General features: G+C 39.7%; 18 protein-coding genes and 1 pseudogene. 18 read left to right on the top strand and 1 reads right to left on the bottom strand.

The window, feature by feature from the left end; genetic code table 11:
• Positions 1-147 precede the first annotated feature (147 nt).
• A pseudogene (gene oxyR, locus AVFI_RS12055) lies at positions 148-1,040 on the top strand (DNA-binding transcriptional regulator OxyR).
• A 66-nt stretch (positions 1,041-1,106) separates the two neighbouring features.
• Here oxyR and AVFI_RS12050 read toward each other — a convergent pair.
• The gene (locus tag AVFI_RS12050; RefSeq protein WP_026029395.1) at positions 1,107-3,605 is read right to left on the bottom strand and encodes a penicillin-binding protein 1A; all 2,499 of its coding nucleotides are present in this window, start codon (positions 3,603-3,605) and stop codon (positions 1,107-1,109) included.
• Positions 3,606-3,743: 138 nt separating this feature from the next.
• Between AVFI_RS12050 and pilM the strand changes: the two genes are divergently transcribed.
• From pilM to AVFI_RS11965, 17 genes are all read left to right on the top strand, one after another.
• Positions 3,744-4,745 carry a type IV pilus biogenesis protein PilM gene (gene pilM, locus AVFI_RS12045; protein ID WP_054775331.1) on the top strand — a complete coding sequence of 334 codons (1,002 nt, stop codon included), beginning with the start codon at positions 3,744-3,746 and terminating at the stop codon, positions 4,743-4,745.
• On the top strand, positions 4,730-5,296 hold the full coding sequence (locus AVFI_RS12040; protein WP_011262703.1) for a PilN domain-containing protein: 567 nt from the start codon (positions 4,730-4,732) through the stop codon (positions 5,294-5,296). Before pilM ends, AVFI_RS12040 begins: the two co-directional genes overlap by 16 nt.
• Positions 5,296-5,874, top strand: coding sequence for a type IV pilus inner membrane component PilO (locus AVFI_RS12035; protein ID WP_005421098.1), 579 nt, complete (start codon positions 5,296-5,298; stop codon positions 5,872-5,874). The genes AVFI_RS12040 and AVFI_RS12035 overlap by 1 nt, the downstream gene beginning before the upstream one ends.
• Entirely contained in the window at positions 5,867-6,385 is a 519-nt protein-coding gene (locus tag AVFI_RS12030) for a pilus assembly protein PilP (RefSeq protein WP_005421095.1), read from the top strand. The genes AVFI_RS12035 and AVFI_RS12030 overlap by 8 nt, the downstream gene beginning before the upstream one ends.
• 86 nt (positions 6,386-6,471) lie before the next feature.
• Complete coding sequence (locus AVFI_RS12025) at positions 6,472-8,160, top strand: type IV pilus secretin PilQ (protein ID WP_012533907.1); 1,689 nt, start codon at positions 6,472-6,474, stop codon at positions 8,158-8,160.
• A gap of 224 nt (positions 8,161-8,384) precedes the next feature.
• Entirely contained in the window at positions 8,385-8,903 is a 519-nt protein-coding gene (gene aroK / locus AVFI_RS12020) for a shikimate kinase AroK (RefSeq protein ID WP_005421091.1), read from the top strand.
• Positions 8,904-8,939: 36 nt separating this feature from the next.
• On the top strand, positions 8,940-10,028 hold the full coding sequence (gene aroB / locus AVFI_RS12015) for a 3-dehydroquinate synthase (protein WP_011262699.1): 1,089 nt from the start codon (positions 8,940-8,942) through the stop codon (positions 10,026-10,028).
• Positions 10,029-10,036: 8 nt separating this feature from the next.
• Positions 10,037-11,560, top strand: a complete 1,524-nt coding sequence (locus AVFI_RS12010; protein WP_005421087.1) for an SPOR domain-containing protein — start codon at positions 10,037-10,039, stop codon at positions 11,558-11,560.
• Positions 11,561-11,642: 82 nt separating this feature from the next.
• On the top strand, positions 11,643-12,473 hold the full coding sequence (gene dam / locus AVFI_RS12005) for an adenine-specific DNA-methyltransferase (protein ID WP_012534276.1): 831 nt from the start codon (positions 11,643-11,645) through the stop codon (positions 12,471-12,473).
• A gap of 167 nt (positions 12,474-12,640) precedes the next feature.
• Positions 12,641-13,318, top strand: coding sequence for a ribulose-phosphate 3-epimerase (rpe, locus tag AVFI_RS12000; RefSeq protein ID WP_005421083.1), 678 nt, complete (start codon positions 12,641-12,643; stop codon positions 13,316-13,318).
• A 5-nt stretch (positions 13,319-13,323) separates the two neighbouring features.
• Complete coding sequence (locus AVFI_RS11995) at positions 13,324-14,007, top strand: phosphoglycolate phosphatase (RefSeq protein WP_065597674.1); 684 nt, start codon at positions 13,324-13,326, stop codon at positions 14,005-14,007.
• A 119-nt stretch (positions 14,008-14,126) separates the two neighbouring features.
• Complete coding sequence (gene trpS, locus AVFI_RS11990) at positions 14,127-15,143, top strand: tryptophan--tRNA ligase (protein ID WP_005421081.1); 1,017 nt, start codon at positions 14,127-14,129, stop codon at positions 15,141-15,143.
• 88 nt (positions 15,144-15,231) lie between these two features.
• Positions 15,232-15,810, top strand: a complete 579-nt coding sequence (locus AVFI_RS11985; protein WP_012533856.1) for an aminodeoxychorismate/anthranilate synthase component II — start codon at positions 15,232-15,234, stop codon at positions 15,808-15,810.
• 304 nt (positions 15,811-16,114) lie between these two features.
• The gene (locus AVFI_RS11980) at positions 16,115-17,329 is read left to right on the top strand and encodes an aspartate aminotransferase family protein (RefSeq protein WP_017019996.1); all 1,215 of its coding nucleotides are present in this window, start codon (positions 16,115-16,117) and stop codon (positions 17,327-17,329) included.
• A 67-nt stretch (positions 17,330-17,396) separates the two neighbouring features.
• Positions 17,397-18,413, top strand: coding sequence for an arginine N-succinyltransferase (astA, locus tag AVFI_RS11975; protein WP_155661802.1), 1,017 nt, complete (start codon positions 17,397-17,399; stop codon positions 18,411-18,413).
• Positions 18,414-18,425: 12 nt separating this feature from the next.
• Positions 18,426-19,883 carry a succinylglutamate-semialdehyde dehydrogenase gene (gene astD / locus AVFI_RS11970; protein WP_065597672.1) on the top strand — a complete coding sequence of 486 codons (1,458 nt, stop codon included), beginning with the start codon at positions 18,426-18,428 and terminating at the stop codon, positions 19,881-19,883.
• 11 nt (positions 19,884-19,894) lie between these two features.
• Positions 19,895-20,689, top strand: coding sequence for a DUF1338 domain-containing protein (locus AVFI_RS11965; RefSeq protein ID WP_188863412.1), 795 nt, complete (start codon positions 19,895-19,897; stop codon positions 20,687-20,689).
• The last annotated feature ends 38 nt before the right edge of the window (positions 20,690-20,727 follow it).

The raw sequence follows: 20,727 nt of genomic DNA, 5'->3' as shown, positions 1-20,727 counted from the left end.
TTCTTTTTCGGGGTCTGCCCGTTTGATGTAGCTATTATGCAAAAGTTACCTTGATAGCTCTAATCGTTTGGTGTTATCGTTTCAATCGTTAAAATCTATCAATTAATATTTGATAATAAAGTGGTAAAGCTTACGGGAGTTTAATACATGAATATCCGAGATTTTGAGTACTTGGTCGCACTTGCTGAGCATAAACACTTTCGTAAAGCGGCAGAATCTTGTTTTGTTAGTCAGCCGACATTAAGTGTACAAAGTTAGAAGATGAAGTTGGTTTGGCTTTATTAGAGAGAACCAGTCGCAAAGTCTTGTTCACTGAGGCTGGGTTGCAATTAGTCGAGCAAGCGAAAAAGATCTTACTTGAAGTAAAACGCTTTTCTGAACTTGCCAATCAACAAGGTAAGGAAATGACAGGCCCGTTGCATTTAGGGTTTATACCTACTGTTGGGCCTTATGTGTTGCCATGGATTGTTCCAACATTGAAAGCACAGTTCCCAGATTTAAATTTATACCTTCATGAAGCGCAGACGCATCAATTAGTGAAAATGCTAGAAGAGGGGAAAATTGACTGCATGATTTTGGCTTCAGTAGAAGAAACTAATATGTTTATCGAGGTTCCTGTTTACGATGAGCCTATGGTACTTGCTGTGCCTAAAGATCATAAATGGGCAACAGAAGTGTCGATTGATATGTCTCGGTTGAGTGGTGAATCGGTTCTTATGTTAGGAGATGGGCATTGTTTACGAGATCAAGCCTTAGGTTTTTGTTTTGCTGCAGGGGCTAAAGATGATGATCATTTTAAAGCAACCAGTTTAGAAACGTTACGTAATATGGTCGCTGCCGGCGGGGGTATTACGTTAATGCCGTACTTGTCAGTACCAAAAGAAAAAGAGCGTGATGGTGTGTGTTATTTACCTGCTCAAGATCCTGTTCCTCATCGTCAAATCGTTTTAGCTTATCGCCCTGGTTCACCACTAAGAGCTCGATATGAGTCACTGGCTAAAGAGATTGAGAATAAAATGTCTAATGTTATTCGTAGCTAAATTAAGCTTATAAAAAAGGCACGCTACATATCTAGCGTGCCTTTGTATTAAAGTGATTTTAAGGGATTAGAACAGACTTTCGTCTTCCATTCCGTCACCATCTGCATCGTGTGATGAATAAATAGTGTCTTGGAAATCTTGTTCTACGTATTCTGTTGGTTGAGTTCCACCAGCAAAATATTCCCACATACTGGTTTCATCATTTTTGTTGGTTAGTAGACCTGTTTCTCGATCTATCTTCACTTTAATGATGTTTGCAGGAAGTTGTTGTTTTTCTTCAGGAACACCTTCTAATGCGACCTTCATGAAATTAACCCAAGCGTAAATAGCCGTTTTACCACCAGCTTCACCACCAAAAGACATCTCTTCTTTGGTCATGTTGTCGTTTTTGGTTGTATAACCTAATCGATGTGATGGATTATCAAAACCAACCCATGCTGTTGCTACTACGTTTGGACCATATCCGTTATACCAAGCATCAACAGAGTCATTAGTTGTACCTGTTTTACCACCAATATCACGACGTTTTAATACTTGTGCACGCCAGCCAGTACCATTCCAACCTGTACCTTTACGCCAACTACCGCCACCCCAAATGTTGCTGTACATCATTTGTTTAGTTAAGAACGCATTTTGTGCAGAAATTACTTTTTTCGCATAAGGTGAGTCTTCATCATTTTGATGAGAACAATCACGTTGGCAAATGGTTTTTGGTGTTGCTTTGTAAACTTCATCACCAAATGGACCAGTAATGTGGTCAATATAGTAAGGTTCTACGTAATAACCATTGTTAGCAAATACTGCGAAGCCTTGTGCCATTTGAACTGGTGTTAAACTACCAGCACCAAGAGCAATGGTTTCAGAGCGTGGAAGTTCATCTTTCTTAAAGCCAAAACGTGTTAGGTAATCAATAGTTTCATCTAAACCAACATCACGTAAAACACGAACCGCCATTACGTTTTTAGATTGAGCTAAACCAATACGTAAACGAGCAGGGCCAACATAAGTTGGTGGTGAATTTTTCGGTCTCCATGCTGTACCTTGACTCTCATCCCATGTATTAATTGGCGCATCGTTAATTAAACTAGCTAATGTTTTACCGTGGTAAAGTGCCGCGGAATAAATAAATGGCTTGATACTTGAACCAACCTGACGAACAGATTGAGTTGCTCGGTTAAACTTGTTATGAACAAAGTTAAAACCACCAACCAAAGAAGTAATTGCACCATCTCTTGGGTCCATAGCAACAAATGCTGTGTTCGCTGCAGGTACTTGGCTTAGCTTCCATACGGTTGTTGTTACATCGTCTGTTGTCTCTTGGCTTAATGGACGAACATAAATTTGTTCACCAACCGCTAAGATATCAGAAGCACGACGTGGTGCAGGTCCTTGGCGCTTGTCTGTTTTAAAGCGACGAGCCCACTTTAGACCATCCCAAGGAATAGTTGCGACGCCATTATTTTTAATATCAACCGTTGCTGTTTTACCTTTAATTGAAGTAACAACAGCAGGCATTAACTCACCGTATGACGGTTCGTTTTTAAGGTGCTTAGTAATTGCTTCTTCATCAAGAGGTGTTGCTTTTGGTTCCCATACAGTTTTAACTGCACCACGGTAACCATGACGCTCGTCATAAGCTAATAGGTTATCAATTGATGCTTTATTAGCAGCAGCTTGCATTTTTGAATCTACGGTTGTGTAGATGTTCATACCCGAAGTATAAGCCGCTTCTTCACCGTATTTGTTTACCATCCAAGCACGAGCAATTTCAGCAATATAGGGTGCTTGTAATTCGATTTCTGCACCGTGGTATTTGGAAATAACCACCTCGGCCTTTGCATCATCAAATTCTTGTTTTGTTATGTAGCCTTCATCAAGCATACGAGCAAGAACAACATTACGACGTGTTGTTGCACGATCAACAGAATAAATAGGGTTCATTGTTGATGGGGCTTTTGGTAAACCTGCGATAATAGCAACTTCACCTAAGGTCAGTTGGCTCACTTCTTTACCAAAGTAAACATGAGCGGCCGCACCAACACCATAAGAACGATAACCTAAGTAAATTTTATTTAGGTAGAGCTCTAAGATCTCTTGTTTTGTTAATAGTTGCTCAATGTGAACGGCAATAAAGATCTCTTTAACTTTACGCATGATTTTCTTTTCATTAGATAAAAAGAAGTTACGTGCAAGTTGTTGAGTGATGGTACTTGCCCCTTGCTTTGCAGAGCCAGAAGCTAATACCGCAAAGGCGGCACGAGTAATACCGATTGGGTCAAAACCATAGTGGCTATAAAAGCGGCTATCTTCAGTGGCAATGACGGCTTCAAGTAGATGAGGCGGCATTTCTTCCAGTTTCAATGGAATACGGCGCTTTTCACCAAATTGTGCGATTAACTTACCATCGCGGCTATATACCTGCATTGGTGTTTGCAGTTGAACATCTTTTAATGTTGCCACATCTGGTAATTCTGGCTTCACATATTGGTAGAAACCAAAAATTGTTGTGACCCCAAGAATTATGCAAACCAATGTAACTATTAGTAGTGCCTTTATGAACTTCACCTGATATTTCCCGTTTACTTTAATCTGTATTATCGTTTCTGACCCATAACTGAGTAGTATAAATATAACACAACAAAAAATAACGCAAATAAACGCTTAATTTTGAGATATTTATTTATTACTTGGAGTTAAATCAGGATGATCTACCCCACTATTACAGGTTTAGATGTAGGGCATCATAGCATTAAAGCCGTATCTGTAAGGTTAAAGAAAGGTCAATTAGATCTCGTTAGTTCTTTCGAAGTTTTATTGCCTGAATCTGTATTTGTGGATACCAATAATTTAAATGTCGAAGAATTAAAGCCTTATTTATCTCGAATAAAGAAACAGTTAAAGCTAAATCAAAAGCAAATCGCGTTCTCTATCCCTGATAGCAGTATTACGAGCAAAGTAGTGCAAATTGATAGTCAACTCGATGAACGAGAAACGGAATTTGCGATTGCCCATAATTTTGAGCAGCATTCTTCTTTTTCATCAGATGACCTTAATATTGATTATGTTGCCTCTGAACATAGAGGGACTGGCAGCTTACAGACGATCACTTACCAAGTTTTTGCGACCCGAAAAGATTTAGTTAACTCTCGTCAGCGTTGTTTTGAATCTGCTGGACTTAAACCTGTGCTTGCAGATGCTCATTCAAATGCACTTTTAACGTTATGGCAGAGAGCGATAGCGGTTTATCCCGACAAAAAGAATTGGATGCTGATCGATATTGGTTATATGCAGACTGTTTTCTGTATTGCTTCTCCGAGTCAACATTTATATAGCAAACACATTTCATTTGGTGCTGTAGCTCAAGAGAAAGAGACAAACTCAATTAACGAAGATAACTCAATTGACCTGTCCGCTGGGACGCTTTTTATTAAGCAGTTATCTGAACATATTCATCGTCAAGTTACTCTTTATTCATCGGTTAACCAACATAAGGTTGAAGGAGTATGGATTACTGGTGGTGGCTCTATGCTACCGGGATTATCGGATTCGTTAAGCTACGAACTATCGCTACCAACGGTGGATTTAAATCTTCTTTCTTTGTTTCAAACGCCAAAGAAAAGAGTGGGTTCGTTTCATGAACAAAAAAATCAATACGCATCAGCTCTTGGATTGGCATTGAGAGGGATCGAATGGCTTACCAAATAAACCTACTACCTTGGCGAGAAAAGCAGAGAGCAAGATATAAGCAACGTTTTATTGCATTACTTTGTGCAGGGGTGACGCTATCTGTCGGTATTCAATGGGGGATTGCGCAATATCTAGAGCAACAAGTTTCGATTCAGACACAACGTAAGCAATCGTTAGAAAAGCATATCTCTTGGTTAAACAATGAATTAAAAGATCTTAACGAAGTTGGAAAGGAGCATGAAGCGATATTAACTCGTCTTGATGTTGTCGAACAATTACAGCAGAACCGAAACAAAACCACTCAGTTATTGAACATTTTACCCGACATCATTACTGAAGGTATTTATTTAAATAAAGTACGCATGCATGAAAGGGAAGTTGAGATTAAGGGGTTCAGTGATAGTAACTCTCGGTTAGCAAGCATGTTGGATAAATTAGAGCGTTCCTCTCAAATTACTTCAGTAGAAATGCACTCGATTATCTCAGGGCAAAAAATATTTGGTCATGATGTCAGTAGTTTTGAAGTCTCGTTTAAATTACTTCCTCCAGTGAAAAAGGAACCGTCGTAATGGATTGGCGCGAATTAGATTTAGATGAAATTACGGAATGGCCGATTGTTCCGCAGCTGTTAGTGATTTTGTTGTTGTGTTTATGTATTCAAGGTGCTGGATACTGGTTTTGGTTACAACCAATACAAGAAAGTATCGAGCAGTCAAAATTGGATGAAATAAGCTTAAAAACAACGGTGAAATATAAATATAACCAAGTTGCTGCTATGCCAAAAATGAAAGATCAATTGAATGAATTGAATCTACGATATGAGTTTTTGTCGCAGCAGTTACCCGCTCAAAAAGAGTTAGCAAGCATGCTTTCAGGTATCAACCAGGTTGGTATTCAAAATAAGCTTACTTTTACTCGGATTGACTGGGGTGAGAAGCAAAATAAAACCTTTTTATATAAGTTACCTCTGAATATTGAGCTGACAGGGCAATACCACGACATCGGGTCGTTTTCTGAAGCCATGGCTGATTTACCACGTATTGTCAGCTTGGAAAATATTGATATTCAAAGGGTGAGTAAGGAGAGTAGTACATTGCACTTTCGTGTAATGGCTTATACCTACCAATTTAGGGGGGACCATGAATAGTCGGATGTTTGTTTCAGCCATAACCTTGATGTTGATGGTTGGGTGTAAAGCGAATAAGGACTCTCTTGATACTTTTTATACTGATGCTAAACGATCAGGACATAAAGAGGTGGAAGTATTAGCTAACGTTGTACCTTTTGAGGTGGAAGTGTATGCCCAATCAGAAGCTCGTTCCCCCTTTGTTCTTCCTAAGCAACCTGAGCGAGTAACCCAACCGAAAAAGAAAAAAACGTGTTGGCAGCCGAAATACAGAAAAAAAACAGGAGCATTAGAGCGATATTCATTGCGTAAGTTACGTTTAAAAGGCGTGATGGGAGCAGACCAAGACATTACCGCTCTGATACAAACACCGAAAGGGAGTGTGATTAAAGTTCGCAAAGGGCAGTACATGGGGACCAATAATGGTCAAGTGGTTGCGATTAAATCAAAACAAATTACGTTGAAAGAAACCCTGCCAGATGGAATGGGATGCTGGCAACAAAGATATGTAAAACTGGCGTTGAAACATTAATTGAAATAAAGGATTAGGAATCTCTCATGTCGCTAGGACGCAATAAACTCATCAATTCATATTGTATTCGGTTATGTGCATTTATTATGTTCAGTTTCGTTCATTTGAATGCCATTGCTGAAGAGTCAGTGATGAATCAGCTTGTTGAAGTAGATTTTCAACTAAGTAAGAAAAAAGAAGGTGTCATAACAGTAGAGTTAGCTTCTGCTGCTGCGACTGTGGATTTACGTAAAGAAAAAGATAAGTTGATTATTGAATTGCATGACACCAAAGTCAGCGATGATAAATTGGTTATCTTAGATGTTGAAGATTTTGCCACTCTTGTTTCTCGTATTGAAACATTTAGAGAGCCAAGTAGTACCGTTTTATCTGTTGATGTTAAAGGCGACTATCAATATGACTACTTCCTGAAAGGGCCTTCTTTGCAAGTGGTGGTATCTCAATTGCCAGAAAGTGAGAAAAAATCGCCAATTAGCTCGAATAGTGAAGATAAAAGTAAGCCTATTTCGATTAACTTCCAAGATATTCCAGTTCGTCATGTATTGCAGCTGATCGCGGATTATAATGATTTTAACTTGGTTGTTGCGGACTCTGTTACGGGGAATTTAACCTTACGTCTGGATGGTGTGCCATGGCAGCAAGTGCTTGATATTATTCTTCAAGTTAAAGGGTTAGATAAACGTGTCGAGGGTAACGTTGTTTTGATCGCACCTAAAACAGAGCTTGATGCACAAGAGCAGCAAGTATTAGAGCAAGCTCAAATGGCATCTGAGCTGGCTGCGCTATCATCTGAGATCCTTTCTATTAAATACGCTAAAGCGTCAGATATTGCAGAGCTGCTTGTTGGTGAAGGTGAAATTACCATGTTATCTAGCCGTGGCAGTATCACGGTAGATGAACGTACAAACTCTTTATTGTTAAGAGACCTTCCAGAGAACATTACGGTAATCAAAGACATCATTGATACGTTAGATATTCCAATTAAACAGGTTCAAATTGAAGCTCGTATTGTAACGGTAAATGAAGGTAACTTAGATGAGTTAGGGGTTCGTTGGGGGATAACCAATACCAACGGCAGTACAACAGTTGGTGGCTCTATTGAAAGCAATTTAGCCGCTGTGGGATTGTATGATGGCGGTGGAAGTGATGATAAGAAGAGTGGCAATAATAGTCTTCCTGTCGATGATTTCTTAAATGTGAATTTAGGGCTAGCGAATCCTGCCGCTTCAAGCATTGCTTTTCAGGTGGCGAAATTAGGCTCTGATTTATTGCTTGATTTAGAACTTTCGGCACTTCAAGCAGAATCGAAGGCTGAGATCATCTCTAGTCCACGTTTGATTACGACCAATAAAAAACCTGCCTATATTGAGCAAGGTACAGAAATTCCTTACTTAGAAGCTTCATCCAGCGGAGCAACATCGGTATCGTTTAAAAAAGCGGTATTAAGCTTGATGGTAACACCGCAGATTACCCCAGATAATCGATTAGTTTTAGACTTAACGGTGACACAAGATAGACCTGGGCAAGTGGTTAAAACGGGTACTGGTGAGGCGGTAGCTATTGATACTCAACGTATTGGTACTCAAGTATTAGTTGATAATGGAGAAACGGTTGTTTTAGGTGGTATTTATCAACATTCGTTATCAAATAGCGTTGAGAAAGTGCCTCTTCTTGGTGACTTACCTCTGCTTGGGGCGTTATTTCGTCGAAGCTCTGAAAATATAGGTAAAAAAGAATTATTGATATTCGTTACGCCAAAAGTTGTTATACAGTAATGAGATAGTATTCAAATTCAGCATGATTTATAGGAAAAAAAGCGGTAAAAAAAAATAATTATGCTGAACTTTTCATCTAGCTATTGCAATCACTACTAGTTAGCTGAGATAATTTTCGGTCTGATCACGAAATATCTGTGAGGAATATGGTGCCACAGGCGAGCGTCTATTAAAGAGACAACTGTTGGCAATGTCGTTAATGAACTTTGCATAATTTCTGAAAAATGGCTGAAAAACGAAATATTTTCCTTGTTGGCCCAATGGGCGCCGGCAAAAGCACAATTGGTAGACACTTAGCTCAACAACTTCATATGGAGTTTCTTGATTCTGATACGGTAATCGAAGAACGCACAGGCGCAGATATTGCTTGGGTTTTCGATGTTGAAGGTGAAGAAGGTTTCCGTAAACGTGAAGAAGGTGTGATTAACGATCTTACTCAAGAGCAAGGTATTGTTCTTGCGACGGGTGGTGGCTCTGTAATTAGTAAAGAGAGTCGTAATCGTTTATCTGCTCGTGGTGTTGTTGTATATCTTGAAACTACAATTGAGAAGCAGTTAGCACGCACACAACGTGATAAAAAACGTCCACTGCTTCAAACTGATGAGCCTCGTGAAGTGTTAGAAGCACTAGCGAAAGAACGTAACGCACTTTATGAAGAAGTGTCTGATTACGTTGTTCGTACCGATGATCAAAGTGCAAAAGTAGTTGCAAACCAAATCATTCAAATGCTTGAAGAGCGTTAATTTAAGCAATTAATAGACATAAAGTGGGAACGAATCATGGAAACGATTCATGTAGATTTAGCAGAACGTAGCTATCCCATCTCTATCGGCGCCGAGTTGTTTTGCAACCCGGCGCATTTTTCATCTGTAATACCTGCCAAAAAACGTGTTGTCGTTATCAGTAATGTGACGGTTGCGCCTCTGTATGCCCAACAAATTATTGACACTTTAAACACCTTTGAATGCCAAGTATCACTGCTTGAATTAGACGATGGTGAACAATATAAAAATTTAGATACTTTTAACCAAATACTTACTTTCTTACTTGAAGAAAATCACAGTCGTGATGTGACGATTGTTGCTTTAGGTGGTGGTGTTGTTGGTGATGTTGTTGGTTTTGCTTCTGCTTGCTATCAACGAGGTGTCGACTTTATTCAAATACCTACCACGCTTCTTTCTCAGGTTGATTCATCTGTTGGCGGCAAGACGGCCATTAATCACCCCCTTGGTAAGAATATGGTTGGTGCTTTCTATCAACCAAAAGCCGTTATTATTGATATAAACTGCCTTAAAACATTACCTGAGCGTGAATTTGCTGCAGGAATGGCTGAGGTGATTAAATATGGCATCATTGTTGATAGAGAGTTTTTTGATTGGCTTGATGAGAATATGGATAAATTATACGCGTTAGATCATGATGCGTTGATTTATGCGATTTCACGTTGTTGTCAAATCAAAGCGGATGTCGTTGCTAAAGATGAAAAAGAATCAGGAATGCGTGCACTCTTGAACCTAGGTCATACTTTTGGTCATGCGATTGAAGCTGAAATGGGTTACGGTAATTGGCTTCATGGTGAAGCAGTTTCTGCCGGAACGGTTATGGCAGCGGTAACCGCGCAAAAAGAGGGATTAATTTCCCAGTCTGATGTAGAGCGCATTTGTTCTATCTTAGAAAAAGCCAAGTTACCATTAAAAGCACCAAAAGAAATGACAGTAGATGCGTTTATGAAGCACATGATGCGTGATAAGAAGGTCTTATCAGGTAAATTGCGTTTGGTTCTACCAACTTCCATTGGTAGCTCTGAAGTAGTTACAGGTGTTTCTGAAAGCGTACTTGCTGAAGTAATTGAGCAATGTAAGGCATAGAAAAAGATATGAGTATTGGTCATGATTTAACTGTTTTGGAATTAGAAAGCCAAATTGATGTGTTATCTCGCATTCAGTTTGTTTCTCGTTTTGGTTCTAATTTAGTTCACATAGAAGGAGTCAAAGGCTCTGGTAAATCGTGGCTAGCTCAGCGTTATCTTGAAAAATGGTGTGATGATGCAGATCAAGTGCTATTGATGTGTCACCCAAATCAATCTATTCAACAACAGCGTGGCATTATTTTAAAGCAAGTGGTTCGAGACCCTTTGTTTAATGAGTCTGATTCTGTTGTCGATAGTGTTGGTCGAATGCTTGCCGGTGAAAAGTGTAATTTAGTCTTAGCGATTGATGATGCACATTTGCTTTCATCTGAGCTTTTGAGTGAGCTATGGCTATTGGTTCAAAAAGCGCAATCGGCACCAAATTGGCAAATTAATATTTTATTATTTGCTGAAAAAGGAAAGCTAACTCAAACACTGTCTCAAATGTCTTATGGACAGGATAATAAGCCTGTTGATATTGATATTAATCCGTTAACAGAAGAAGAAGCCGTTACCTTTGCTGAAATGTTAGTGGTTCGCTTTGCTGTCGATAAAGACGAAAAATCGCGTCTTCGTACTTTGGCTCGTAAATGTAATCGTCTGCCTGCTGAGCTAGTTGCTCTTGGGGAGAAGAAAACAGAGCGTCGCGTTATTATTCGTTCGGTGACTCGATCACCTGTTGGTATTTTAGGGCTAGCGTCTGTTTTATTACTTGGCTCTGCTGGAGCGTATTGGTGGTTAAATCAATCATCAACGATGCCAATTTCATCTATTGTCGATAACACATTAGAGCAAGATACTCGAGTTGCATTAGATTTAGATGGAAATCCAACGTCAATTGATACTGAAGTAGATAAGACGAATCAACCAGAAGACGATACGCATTCTATTCCGCCAGATGTAATCGATACTCCGGTCATTGCTGATACAAAAGAAGAAACAGGGAAACGTGTGGTTGTTCCTTCAGAGTTAGTTGACTCTTTAGTAACTGAAGATAAAGAAGTACAAGAGAAGCCAACACTGGACGTTGAACCTGTTCAACCAGAAGAAAAGCCAACGGTTGAAAAAGCACCTACAGCAACACAAGAAAAAGCGGATAAACCAAAAACAACATCTGAAAGTAAGAAAAAAGATGAAAAAACATCGGTTTCTACAGTAACGCCTGACAAAGCAGATTCTAAAATCACATTTACTTTAGCGGATAAAGAGCTAAAAGCGATTTCAAGTAAGCGTTATATATTGCAATTAGCGGCTTTGACTAATGAAGAGGCGGTGCAAGAATTTTTGGATGACCATAAAATAGAAGGTTCTGCTCGTATTTATCAAGCATTAAGAAATGGTTCTATTTGGTATATTGTTAGTTATGGTGATTATGAATCAATTTCATCCGCTCGTGGGGCAGTAAAAACTTTGCCAGCGTCAGTTCAAAGCTTGGGTCCTTGGGCTAAATCGTTAGTACAAGTCCATCGCGAGATTGATTCTGTAAAATAACCATAAGATAAACAGATCCTAGCTAAAAAATAGGGTACAATCCCCCGCTTTCTGGATTAAGGTAAAAAGGCGTAAAAGACGTATGAAAAAGCATCGCGCATTTCTCAAGTGGGCTGGCGGTAAATATAGCCTAGTAGAAGAAATTCAACGTCATCTCCCTGATGCTAGAAAATTGATAGAGCCTTTTGTTGGGGCGGGTTCTGTATTTTTGAATACAGATTATGATCATTATCTATTAGCGGATATTAATCCAGATCTTATCAATCTTTATAATCACCTTAAAGATGAACCGCAGCGTTTTATTGAAGACGCTCGCGCGTTATTTCAACCTGAATACAATAAAAAAGAAGTGTATTTAGCGTTACGTGTTGAGTTTAATCAGTGTACTGATACTTATCGTCGTTCGTTATTGTTTTTATACATGAATCGTCATGGTTTTAATGGTTTATGCCGTTATAACAAGAAAGGTGGCTTTAATGTGCCATTTGGTTCGTATAAAAAACCATATTTCCCAGAAAAAGAGATGGTGTTTTTTGCTGAAAAAGCGAAGAAAGCAACATTTGTTTGTGAAGGGTATATGGATACATTTAAACGTGCTCGCAAAGGTGCGGTTGTTTATTGTGATCCTCCTTATGCGCCGTTATCAACGACCGCTAACTTTACCTCTTATGCAGGAAATGGTTTTTCGTTGGATGATCAAGCTGCATTAGCTGATGTTGCAGAGAAAGCCGCATTTGAGCGTGATATACCCGTATTGATTTCAAATCACGACACAACATTGACTCGACGCTTATATCATGGTGCGACACTTAATACGATTAAAGTGAAAAGAACCATTAGCCGAAATGGTGCAGGGCGAAATAAAGTGGATGAGCTTATGGCTTTGTTTCATGCACCTAAATGCACAGAATAAGTTAACTTAAGACTCTTTTTTCTTCGAACGCCAGATTTATGTGATTTGTGTCCCTTTATTCACATAAGACAGCCCCCAAAATATCAGGTAGAATTGCGCCGTCGATTTAATCGATTGCGCTATATCAATTTAGCGGTATCTAAATAATTACTAACCTGAGGCTCAACATGAAAGATTTTTTGATCGCACCATCTATTCTCTCTGCTGATTTCGCTCGTCTAGGCGAAGACGTTGAAAAAGTACTAGCGTCAGGTGCTGATGTGGTTCACTTCGATGTAATGGATAACCACTATGTTCCAAATCTAACTTTTGGTGCTCCAATCTGCAAAGCATTACGTGATTACGGTATCACAGCTCCTATTGATGTTCATTTAATGGTTAAGCCTGTTGATAGTATTGTTCCTGAGTTTGCAAAAGCGGGTGCAACAATGATCACTTTCCATGTAGAAGCTTCAGAGCATATTGATCGTACACTTCAATTAATCAAAGAGCACGGTTGTCAGGCTGGTGTAGTTTTAAACCCTGCAACACCATTATCATGCCTTGAATACATCATGGATAAAGTTGATATGATCTTACTAATGTCTGTAAACCCAGGCTTTGGCGGTCAATCTTTCATTCCAAATACACTTGATAAACTACGTGCAGTACGCAAAATGATTGACGAGTCAGGTCGTGATATTCGCCTTGAAATTGATGGTGGTGTAAAAGTAGATAACATCCGTGAAATCGCAGAAGCGGGTGCAGATATGTTTGTTGCAGGTTCAGCTATCTTTAATCAACCAAACTACAAAGAAGTGATTGATGAAATGCGTGCTGAATTAGCAAAAGTGAAAGGTAACTAAGATTCATGTTTGAAGATATCAAACTGATTGCTTTTGATTTAGATGGGACGCTACTTGATAGCGTTCCTGATTTAGCTCGAGCGGTGGATCTTGCGATGCAAGACATGGGACACCCTCGCGTTACATTGGAGCAAGCATCTCATTGGATTGGTAATGGTGCTGATGTACTCGTCTCTCGCGCGTTAAGTCAAAACTATATCGTGAAAGATGATCTTGATGCTGAATTAATAAAGCAAGCTCGTGCAAGATTAGATCAACATTATCATGACGGTGGTCATCAACTTAGTCACCTCTATCCTGATGTTAAAGACACGTTAGAACGATTGCATCAGCAAGGTTATACCTTAGCCTTGGTGACAAACAAACCGTCTCAATTTGTACCTGAACTTCTTGAGCAGCATCAGCTTACTCACTTATTTAGTGATGTGATTGGTGGTGATACGTTCGCCGAGAAGAAACCGAATCCTTTTGCGCTAAATTGGCTGCTTGATAAACATGGTTTAACGGCGTCTCAAATGCTCATGGTTGGGGATTCTAAAAATGATATACAAGCGGCTCAAGCTGCTGGATGTCATAGCTTTGCACTGACTTATGGCTATAATCATGGCGAATCTATCTCAGATAGCCAACCTGATGTAGTTAGCGATGAATTTAAGTATTTATTAGCCGTGTTGAGTATGGCAAGATAGTATTCATTGATAAGTACAGTAACTAATAATGTTCAGGCTTATCAAACTATATAGAATAACCATTAAATGATCCCACAGCGGATCATTTAATTTTTACAGTTAAACAAGGAATCATAACCATGAGCAAGCCCATCGTATTAAGTGGCGTTCAACCATCAGGTGAACTAAGTATCGGTAACTACTTGGGTGCTCTACGTCAATGGCAACAGATGCAAGACGATTATGATTGTCAGTACTGTGTGGTAGATTTGCATGCAATTACGGTTCGTCAAGATCCTAAAGCACTGCATGAAGCGACACTAGATGCGTTGGCAATTTGTCTAGCAGTTGGTGTTGATCCAAAGAAGAGCACGCTATTTGTTCAGTCACACGTTCCAGAGCATGCTCAGCTTGGTTGGCTTCTTAACTGTTACACTCAAATGGGTGAGTTGAGCCGTATGACTCAATTTAAAGATAAATCAGCACGTCATTCAAATGATGTCAATGTTGGTTTATTTGATTACCCTGTGCTAATGGCAGCGGATATTCTACTTTATGGTGCACATCAAGTGCCTGTAGGTAGTGATCAGAAACAACACTTAGAATTAGCGCGAGATATCGCAACACGCTTTAATAATATTTATAGCCCAGAAGCGCCAATCTTTACGGTACCAGAACCTTACATTCCACAAGTGAATGCTCGTGTTATGAGCCTACAAGATGCGACGAAGAAAATGTCTAAATCAGATGATAACCGTAAGAACGTAATCACGCTGTTAGAAGAGCCTAAGTCAATTCTTAAGAAGATCAATAAGGCACAAACGGATGCAGAAATGCCGCCACGCATTGCTCACGATTGGGAAAATAAGGCGGGTATTTCAAACCTTATGGGTCTGTACTCTGCTGCGACTGGCAAAACGTTTGAAGAGATCGAAGCACAATACCAAGGTGTTGAAATGTACGGTCCTTTCAAGAAAGATGTGGGTGAAGCGATTGTTACTATGCTTGAGCCGATCCAAGAAGAATACAAGCGTATTCGTGAAGATCGTGCTTACATGGATGCTGTAATGAAAGCGGGTGCTGAGAAAGCGTCTGAGCGTGCAGCTGTGACATTGAAAAAAGCGTATGAAGCAGTAGGTTTTGTTACTCGCCCATAGCATCTTATTGTATTTAGGTATCATCAATTGCTCGTAGGTTGACCTGCGAGCAATTTTTATTTTATCCATCTTATAAAGTAGTTCTTTTATGCTATTAATGATCGACAATTATGATTCGTTTACTTACAACCTATATCAGTATTTCTGTGAATTGGGTGTTGAAGTAAAAGTCGTTCGTAATGATGAAATCGATATTGTAGGTATTGAAGCACTAAACCCTTCTCATTTAGTTATCTCCCCCGGCCCATGTACACCAAATGAAGCTGGTATTTCATTACAAGCCATTAAGTATTTTGCCGATAAATTACCGATTCTTGGCGTATGCTTAGGTCATCAATCCATTGCTCAAGTATTTGGTGGCGATGTGGTTCGTGCTAAAAAAGTCATGCATGGTAAAACTTCAGCAATTGTTCACACTAGTCGTAGCGTTTTCAAAGGATTAAATAATCCGCTTACGGTGACACGTTACCATTCATTGATTGTGAAAAAAGAGACGCTACCAGAGTGCTTTGAAGTGACAGCATGGACAGAAACTGAATCAGGTGACATGGATGAGATCATGGGATTTTGTCATAAAAGTTTACCTATTGAAGGCGTACAGTTTCACCCTGAGTCTATTTTGACTGAACAAGGTCATGAGATCTTACGTAACTTTATCCAAAAATAACTATTACCTCATAATGATGAGCGATCTAGCTCACTCTTCTTACTTTTTCTTTACTTTTATAACGTTTTTATTTTTGTGCAACTTTATGCATGGCGTGAAGCGTTTCTGTTCTTATAAAATCGTTTACATATCAAGCAAGCTGCGATAGCTTGAGTTTATAACTATTCTAAAAAACTGATTTATCAGTCATTGAATTGTATCGGTTAATGCTTTTTTAGTTCAAAAAAAGAATTTTGTGCTATTGAAAAGGTTAATGGTTTGTAAATATTATGCAGGATAACGGCATACGCAGAAGGAAAGTGTGATGACGACCAATTCACAAGTTGAACGTAAAGATTTTAATGATGTAATGGTACCTTGTTATAACCCAATGGAAGTGATCCCTGTAAAAGGTGAGGGCGCTCGAGTATGGGATCAAACGGGTAAGGATTACATCGATTTTGCTGGAGGTATTGCAGTGAGCTGTTTAGGTCACTGTCATCCTATCATGGTTAATGCACTGCAAGAGCAGTCACAAAAGCTATGGCATTTAAGTAATGTTATGACCAATGAGCCTGCTATTCGGCTTGCTAAAAAGTTAACTGAAGTTTCTTTTGCTGAAAAAGTATTTTTTGCGAACTCAGGTGCTGAAGCGAATGAAGCGGCGTTGAAGTTAGCTCGTCGTTGGGCTGTTGATGTTCATAGCGAAGAAAAAAGTGAAATTATTGCTTTTAAACAGGGCTTCCATGGTCGAACTTTCTTTACTGTAACCGTTGGAGGTCAAGCTGCGTATTCTGATGGTTTTGGTCCTAAACCGGGTGATATTACTCATTTAGAATACAATAATCTTGCTGAACTTGAAGCGCATATGTCAGATAAAACGTGTGCGGTAATGATGGAGCCATTACAGGGAGAAGGAGGGATAATTTCACCTACTTCTGAGTTTGTAAAAGGCGTAAAAGCATTATGTGAAAAGTACAATGCGTTGCTGATTTTTGATGAAGTTCAAACAGGTAATGGCCGAACTGGTGATTTTTATGCCTATCAAGGATTAGGTGTTACACCTGATATTCTCAGTACTGCTAAATCACTTGGTGGTGGTTTCCCTATCGGAGCTATGCTCACTACGACTGAACTGGCTCAGCATTTAAAAGTAGGAACCCATGGTTCGACTTATGGTGGTAATCCACTTGCTTGTGCTATTGCGGAAGCGGTGGTTGAAGAAGTATCAAAACCTGACGTTTTAAATGGCGTTAAAGAGCGCGAGCAATGGTTCCGTTCCGGTCTAGAAGCATTAAATGCCAAATATCATATGTTTTCAGAGATCCGCGGTAAAGGTTTATTGCTTGGTGCTGCTCTAAATGAAGAGTGGCAAGGTCGAGCTCGTGACATATTGGTGGCAGCAGGAGAGCAAGGTTTGATGGTACTTGTTGCTGGCGTTAATGTGGTTCGATTTACCCCATCATTAGTGATTACAAAAGAAGAAGTTGAGTTAGGTTTTGAGCGCTTAGATAAGGCGCTTGCTTCTCTAACGAAATAACGCTTTAAAGAATATTAGGCAACTCATGGTCGAGTTGCCTTTGTTTTTGGCATCGGAGGGAATATTGATGCTTGTTATCCGTCCTATTACTCAAGAAGATTATCCTGCCCTTCATCAATGTGCTGTTGAATCTGGACATGGGTTCACTTCGCTTCCTGTTAATGAAGAACAGTTAAGAAATCGTATCGATCATTCGATAGATAGCTTTCAGAAAGACGTGACAGAGCCGGGTGTTGAAGGCTACCTCATGGTTGGTCAAGATTCAGTTACTGGAGAGGTAACTGGTACAACAGGCATTGAAGCAGCTGTCGGTTTAGATTCGCCATTCTATAATTATCATATTAGTAAAGTCGTGCATTTTTCTCGTAAATTAGATGTACATAATGTCGTGAAAGTGCTGACATTTGGTAGTAATTACACAGGAAGTACCGAGATATGTACCTTATTTCTTCGTCCTGAATATCGAGAAGGATTAAATGGGCGATTGATGTCGAAAGCTCGATTTTTGATGATGGCAGAGCATCCCCATCGCTTCTCCGATACTATTTTTGCTGAAATGCGCGGTGTTTCAGATAAAGAAGGTGAATCGCCATTTTGGAAGTGGCTACAAAAGCATTTTTTCTCTATCGATTTTACTGAAGCTGATTACTTAACTGGCATTGGCTACAAAGGCTTTATCGCAGATCTTATGCCAAAACTTCCTATTTATGTCAGCTTATTAAGTAAAGAAGCTCAGGCTGTAATCGGTAAAGTTCATGATAATACAAAACCTGCTTTAAAACTTTTAGAAAATGAAGGGTTCCGTTGTCGTGGCTACGTAGATATTTTTGATGCAGGCCCAACCGTTGAATGTGATTTACGCAGTATAGAGTCAGTTCGTAATTCGTTTAAAGCCAAAGTGATTATTACAGAGCACAGCTGTTCACAACAGTATTTGATTGCAAATACGTCATTTGAAAATTTTAGAGCAACCGCAACAACGGCTGCCTACGATAAAGCCACTGATACTGTTCATTTAACACCAGAAGCAGCAGAAGCATTGCAAGTTGACGTTGATGATTACGTACGTTTATTAGCTCAATAGGGGACATAGAATATGACACATTGGATTGCAGGTGATTGGGTTTTAGGCGAAGGTGAAACGATACAATCGTTAAGCCCTTATAACAGTGAGGTAGTGTGGAAAGGCGAAAGTGCTACTGAGGCTCAGGTCGAGTCTGCTGTGAATGCTGCTCGTAATGCTTTTATTGAGTGGAAGAAATTGCCATTTGAAAATCGCCAAGCCATTGTGGAACGCTTTGCTGAGCTAGTGAAAGATAATGCGGATTCGATTGCAGAAGTAATAGCAAAAGAAACGGGTAAGCCATTTTGGGAAACCAAAACAGAAGCAGGTGCAATGGTGGGGAAGATAGCGATATCGATTCGAGCTTACCATGAAAGAACCCCCTATAGAGAGCGTGAAGCCGCAGGAAATAAAATTGTACTTAGACATCGCCCATTAGGTGTTATGGCTGTCTTTGGCCCGTATAACTTCCCTGGGCACTTACCTAACGGTCATATTGTTCCTGCGTTGCTTGCAGGAAATACGGTGGTATTAAAGCCATCGGAACAAACACCATGGACAAGTGAAGTGATCATGAAGCTTTGGCAAAAGGCTGGATTACCTAAAGGGGTCATTAATCTTGTTCAGGGGGCGCGATCAACGGGTGAGGCATTAGCAAACGCGAAAGGTATTGATGGTCTTTTATTTACAGGCAGTGCGAATACTGGTCACATCCTACACCGTCAATTTGCAGGTGATACGGGGAAAATGTTGGCTCTCGAAATGGGAGGCAATAACCCAATGGTGATATCAAAAGCATTCGGTGATTTAGATGCAACGGTATATACCATAGTGCAATCTGCATTTATTAGTGCAGGACAACGCTGTACTTGTGCTCGACGCTTGTATGTTCCTGAAGGTGAAAAGGGTGATGCTTTATTAGCACGTTTAGTTGACGTCACGAAAAATATTCATGTTGATCAACCTTTTTCTGAAACGACGCCATTTATGGGGGCACAAATATCGATTGCTGCGGCTGAATTTATCTTAAATGCTCAGAAAAAGTTACAAGCATTAGGCGGTGAATTGTTACTGGAAGCGAGAAGTTTGGGGCATGCATTTGTATCTCCAGGGATAATAGATGCAACAAATGTCGCGGAATTACCAGATGAAGAATACTTTGGCCCACTATTGCAAGTCATACGTTACACCACATTAGCGCAAGCTGTGGAGCTTGCTAATGACACTCGCTATGGATTATCTGCGGGATTAGTTTCAACCGATGACAGTGAATGGGATTATTTCGTGGAGCATATTCGAGCTGGAATTGTGAATCGAAATCGTCAATTAACAGGAGCAAGTGGTGATGCGCCATTTGGTGGGCCGGGTGCATCAGGCAACTTAAAACCAAGTGCTTATTATGCGGCAGATTATTGTGCTTATCCGATGGCATCAATGGAAGGTGATGCATGTGAGATTCCTGAGCAATTATCTCCAGGTTTAACTTTGTAGGAGTGCTGAAAATGAATAATGTAAACACACTTTTTTCATCATTATGGCAAGACTATATTACACGTTTGTCGCCATCGGCAGACCAAGTGCATCAATTGCTATCCAGTGGTGGTGATATTGTAAATGATCATATTGCCTTGCGGACGTTTAATTTGCCTAAGGTTGGTTTATCCACATTAGCCGCGCCCTTTTTAGCTATTGGGTATAAACCGTGTGATGAATATGAATTTATTGCTAAAAAATTGAAAGCACAACATTTTGAGCACCCAGATCCTAATGCACCACTTGTGTTTATCAGTGAGCTATTGGTTGAAAAATTATCTGATGATGCTCAAACCATAATTAAATCATTAGTAGAACAAGTTCCTGCTCATTATTTTGCAACTCGTGACTTTCTGTCTTCAGGTAGACCGTGGTCTTTAAGTTTTGATGAATATAAGGTGTTAGCAAAAGAGAGTGAGTATGCTTCTTGGTTAGCTGCTCATGGTTATGGAGCGAATCATTTTACCGTGTATGTTAATCAACTTGATGGTTTTGATGAAGTAGTTGATGTTAATCAGCACTTACGTAATGCTGGATTTAGTATTAATGAGGTTGGTGGAGAAGTAAAAGGCTCTCCAGAGGTTTGTTTAGAGCAATCATCTACAATGGCGGATAAAGTGATGGTTAAATTTAGTGATGGTGAGTTTGAGATCCCTGGTGGATTTTACGAATTTGCTAAACGTTATGAATTACCAAATGGTGAACTATACACAGGGTTTGTTGCGGCTTCTGCGGACAAAATCTTTGAAAGTACTGACGGGTAAAGCTGTCATCTCTAGACATAAAAAACGCAGCTATTGAG

Origin of the sequence: Aliivibrio fischeri ATCC 7744 = JCM 18803 = DSM 507 (genome assembly GCF_023983475.1) — a bacterium.
Taxonomy (GTDB): Bacteria; Pseudomonadota; Gammaproteobacteria; order Enterobacterales; family Vibrionaceae; genus Aliivibrio; species Aliivibrio fischeri.
The sequence above is the reverse complement of the archived record's forward strand: the minus strand, read 5'-3'. Positions and strand labels throughout refer to the sequence as shown.

Excerpts from the sequence above, each read along its gene's own strand:
- AVFI_RS12040 (WP_011262703.1), top strand. The coding sequence starts at position 4,730 with ATGGCTTACCAAATAAACCTACTACCTTGGCGAGAAAAGCAGAGAGCA.
- astA (WP_155661802.1), top strand. The coding sequence starts at position 17,397 with ATGCTTGTTATCCGTCCTATTACTCAAGAAGATTATCCTGCCCTTCAT.
- AVFI_RS12025 (WP_012533907.1), top strand. The coding sequence starts at position 6,472 with ATGTTCAGTTTCGTTCATTTGAATGCCATTGCTGAAGAGTCAGTGATG.
- aroK (WP_005421091.1), top strand. The coding sequence starts at position 8,385 with ATGGCTGAAAAACGAAATATTTTCCTTGTTGGCCCAATGGGCGCCGGC.
- astD (WP_065597672.1), top strand. The coding sequence starts at position 18,426 with ATGACACATTGGATTGCAGGTGATTGGGTTTTAGGCGAAGGTGAAACG.
- AVFI_RS12035 (WP_005421098.1), top strand. The coding sequence starts at position 5,296 with ATGGATTGGCGCGAATTAGATTTAGATGAAATTACGGAATGGCCGATT.
- rpe (WP_005421083.1), top strand. The coding sequence starts at position 12,641 with ATGAAAGATTTTTTGATCGCACCATCTATTCTCTCTGCTGATTTCGCT.
- trpS (WP_005421081.1), top strand. The coding sequence starts at position 14,127 with ATGAGCAAGCCCATCGTATTAAGTGGCGTTCAACCATCAGGTGAACTA.
- aroB (WP_011262699.1), top strand. The coding sequence starts at position 8,940 with ATGGAAACGATTCATGTAGATTTAGCAGAACGTAGCTATCCCATCTCT.
- AVFI_RS11980 (WP_017019996.1), top strand. The coding sequence starts at position 16,115 with ATGACGACCAATTCACAAGTTGAACGTAAAGATTTTAATGATGTAATG.
- AVFI_RS12030 (WP_005421095.1), top strand. The coding sequence starts at position 5,867 with ATGAATAGTCGGATGTTTGTTTCAGCCATAACCTTGATGTTGATGGTT.
- AVFI_RS12010 (WP_005421087.1), top strand. The coding sequence starts at position 10,037 with ATGAGTATTGGTCATGATTTAACTGTTTTGGAATTAGAAAGCCAAATT.
- AVFI_RS11965 (WP_188863412.1), top strand. The coding sequence starts at position 19,895 with ATGAATAATGTAAACACACTTTTTTCATCATTATGGCAAGACTATATT.
- AVFI_RS11985 (WP_012533856.1), top strand. The coding sequence starts at position 15,232 with ATGCTATTAATGATCGACAATTATGATTCGTTTACTTACAACCTATAT.
- AVFI_RS11995 (WP_065597674.1), top strand. The coding sequence starts at position 13,324 with ATGTTTGAAGATATCAAACTGATTGCTTTTGATTTAGATGGGACGCTA.
- pilM (WP_054775331.1), top strand. The coding sequence starts at position 3,744 with ATGATCTACCCCACTATTACAGGTTTAGATGTAGGGCATCATAGCATT.
- dam (WP_012534276.1), top strand. The coding sequence starts at position 11,643 with ATGAAAAAGCATCGCGCATTTCTCAAGTGGGCTGGCGGTAAATATAGC.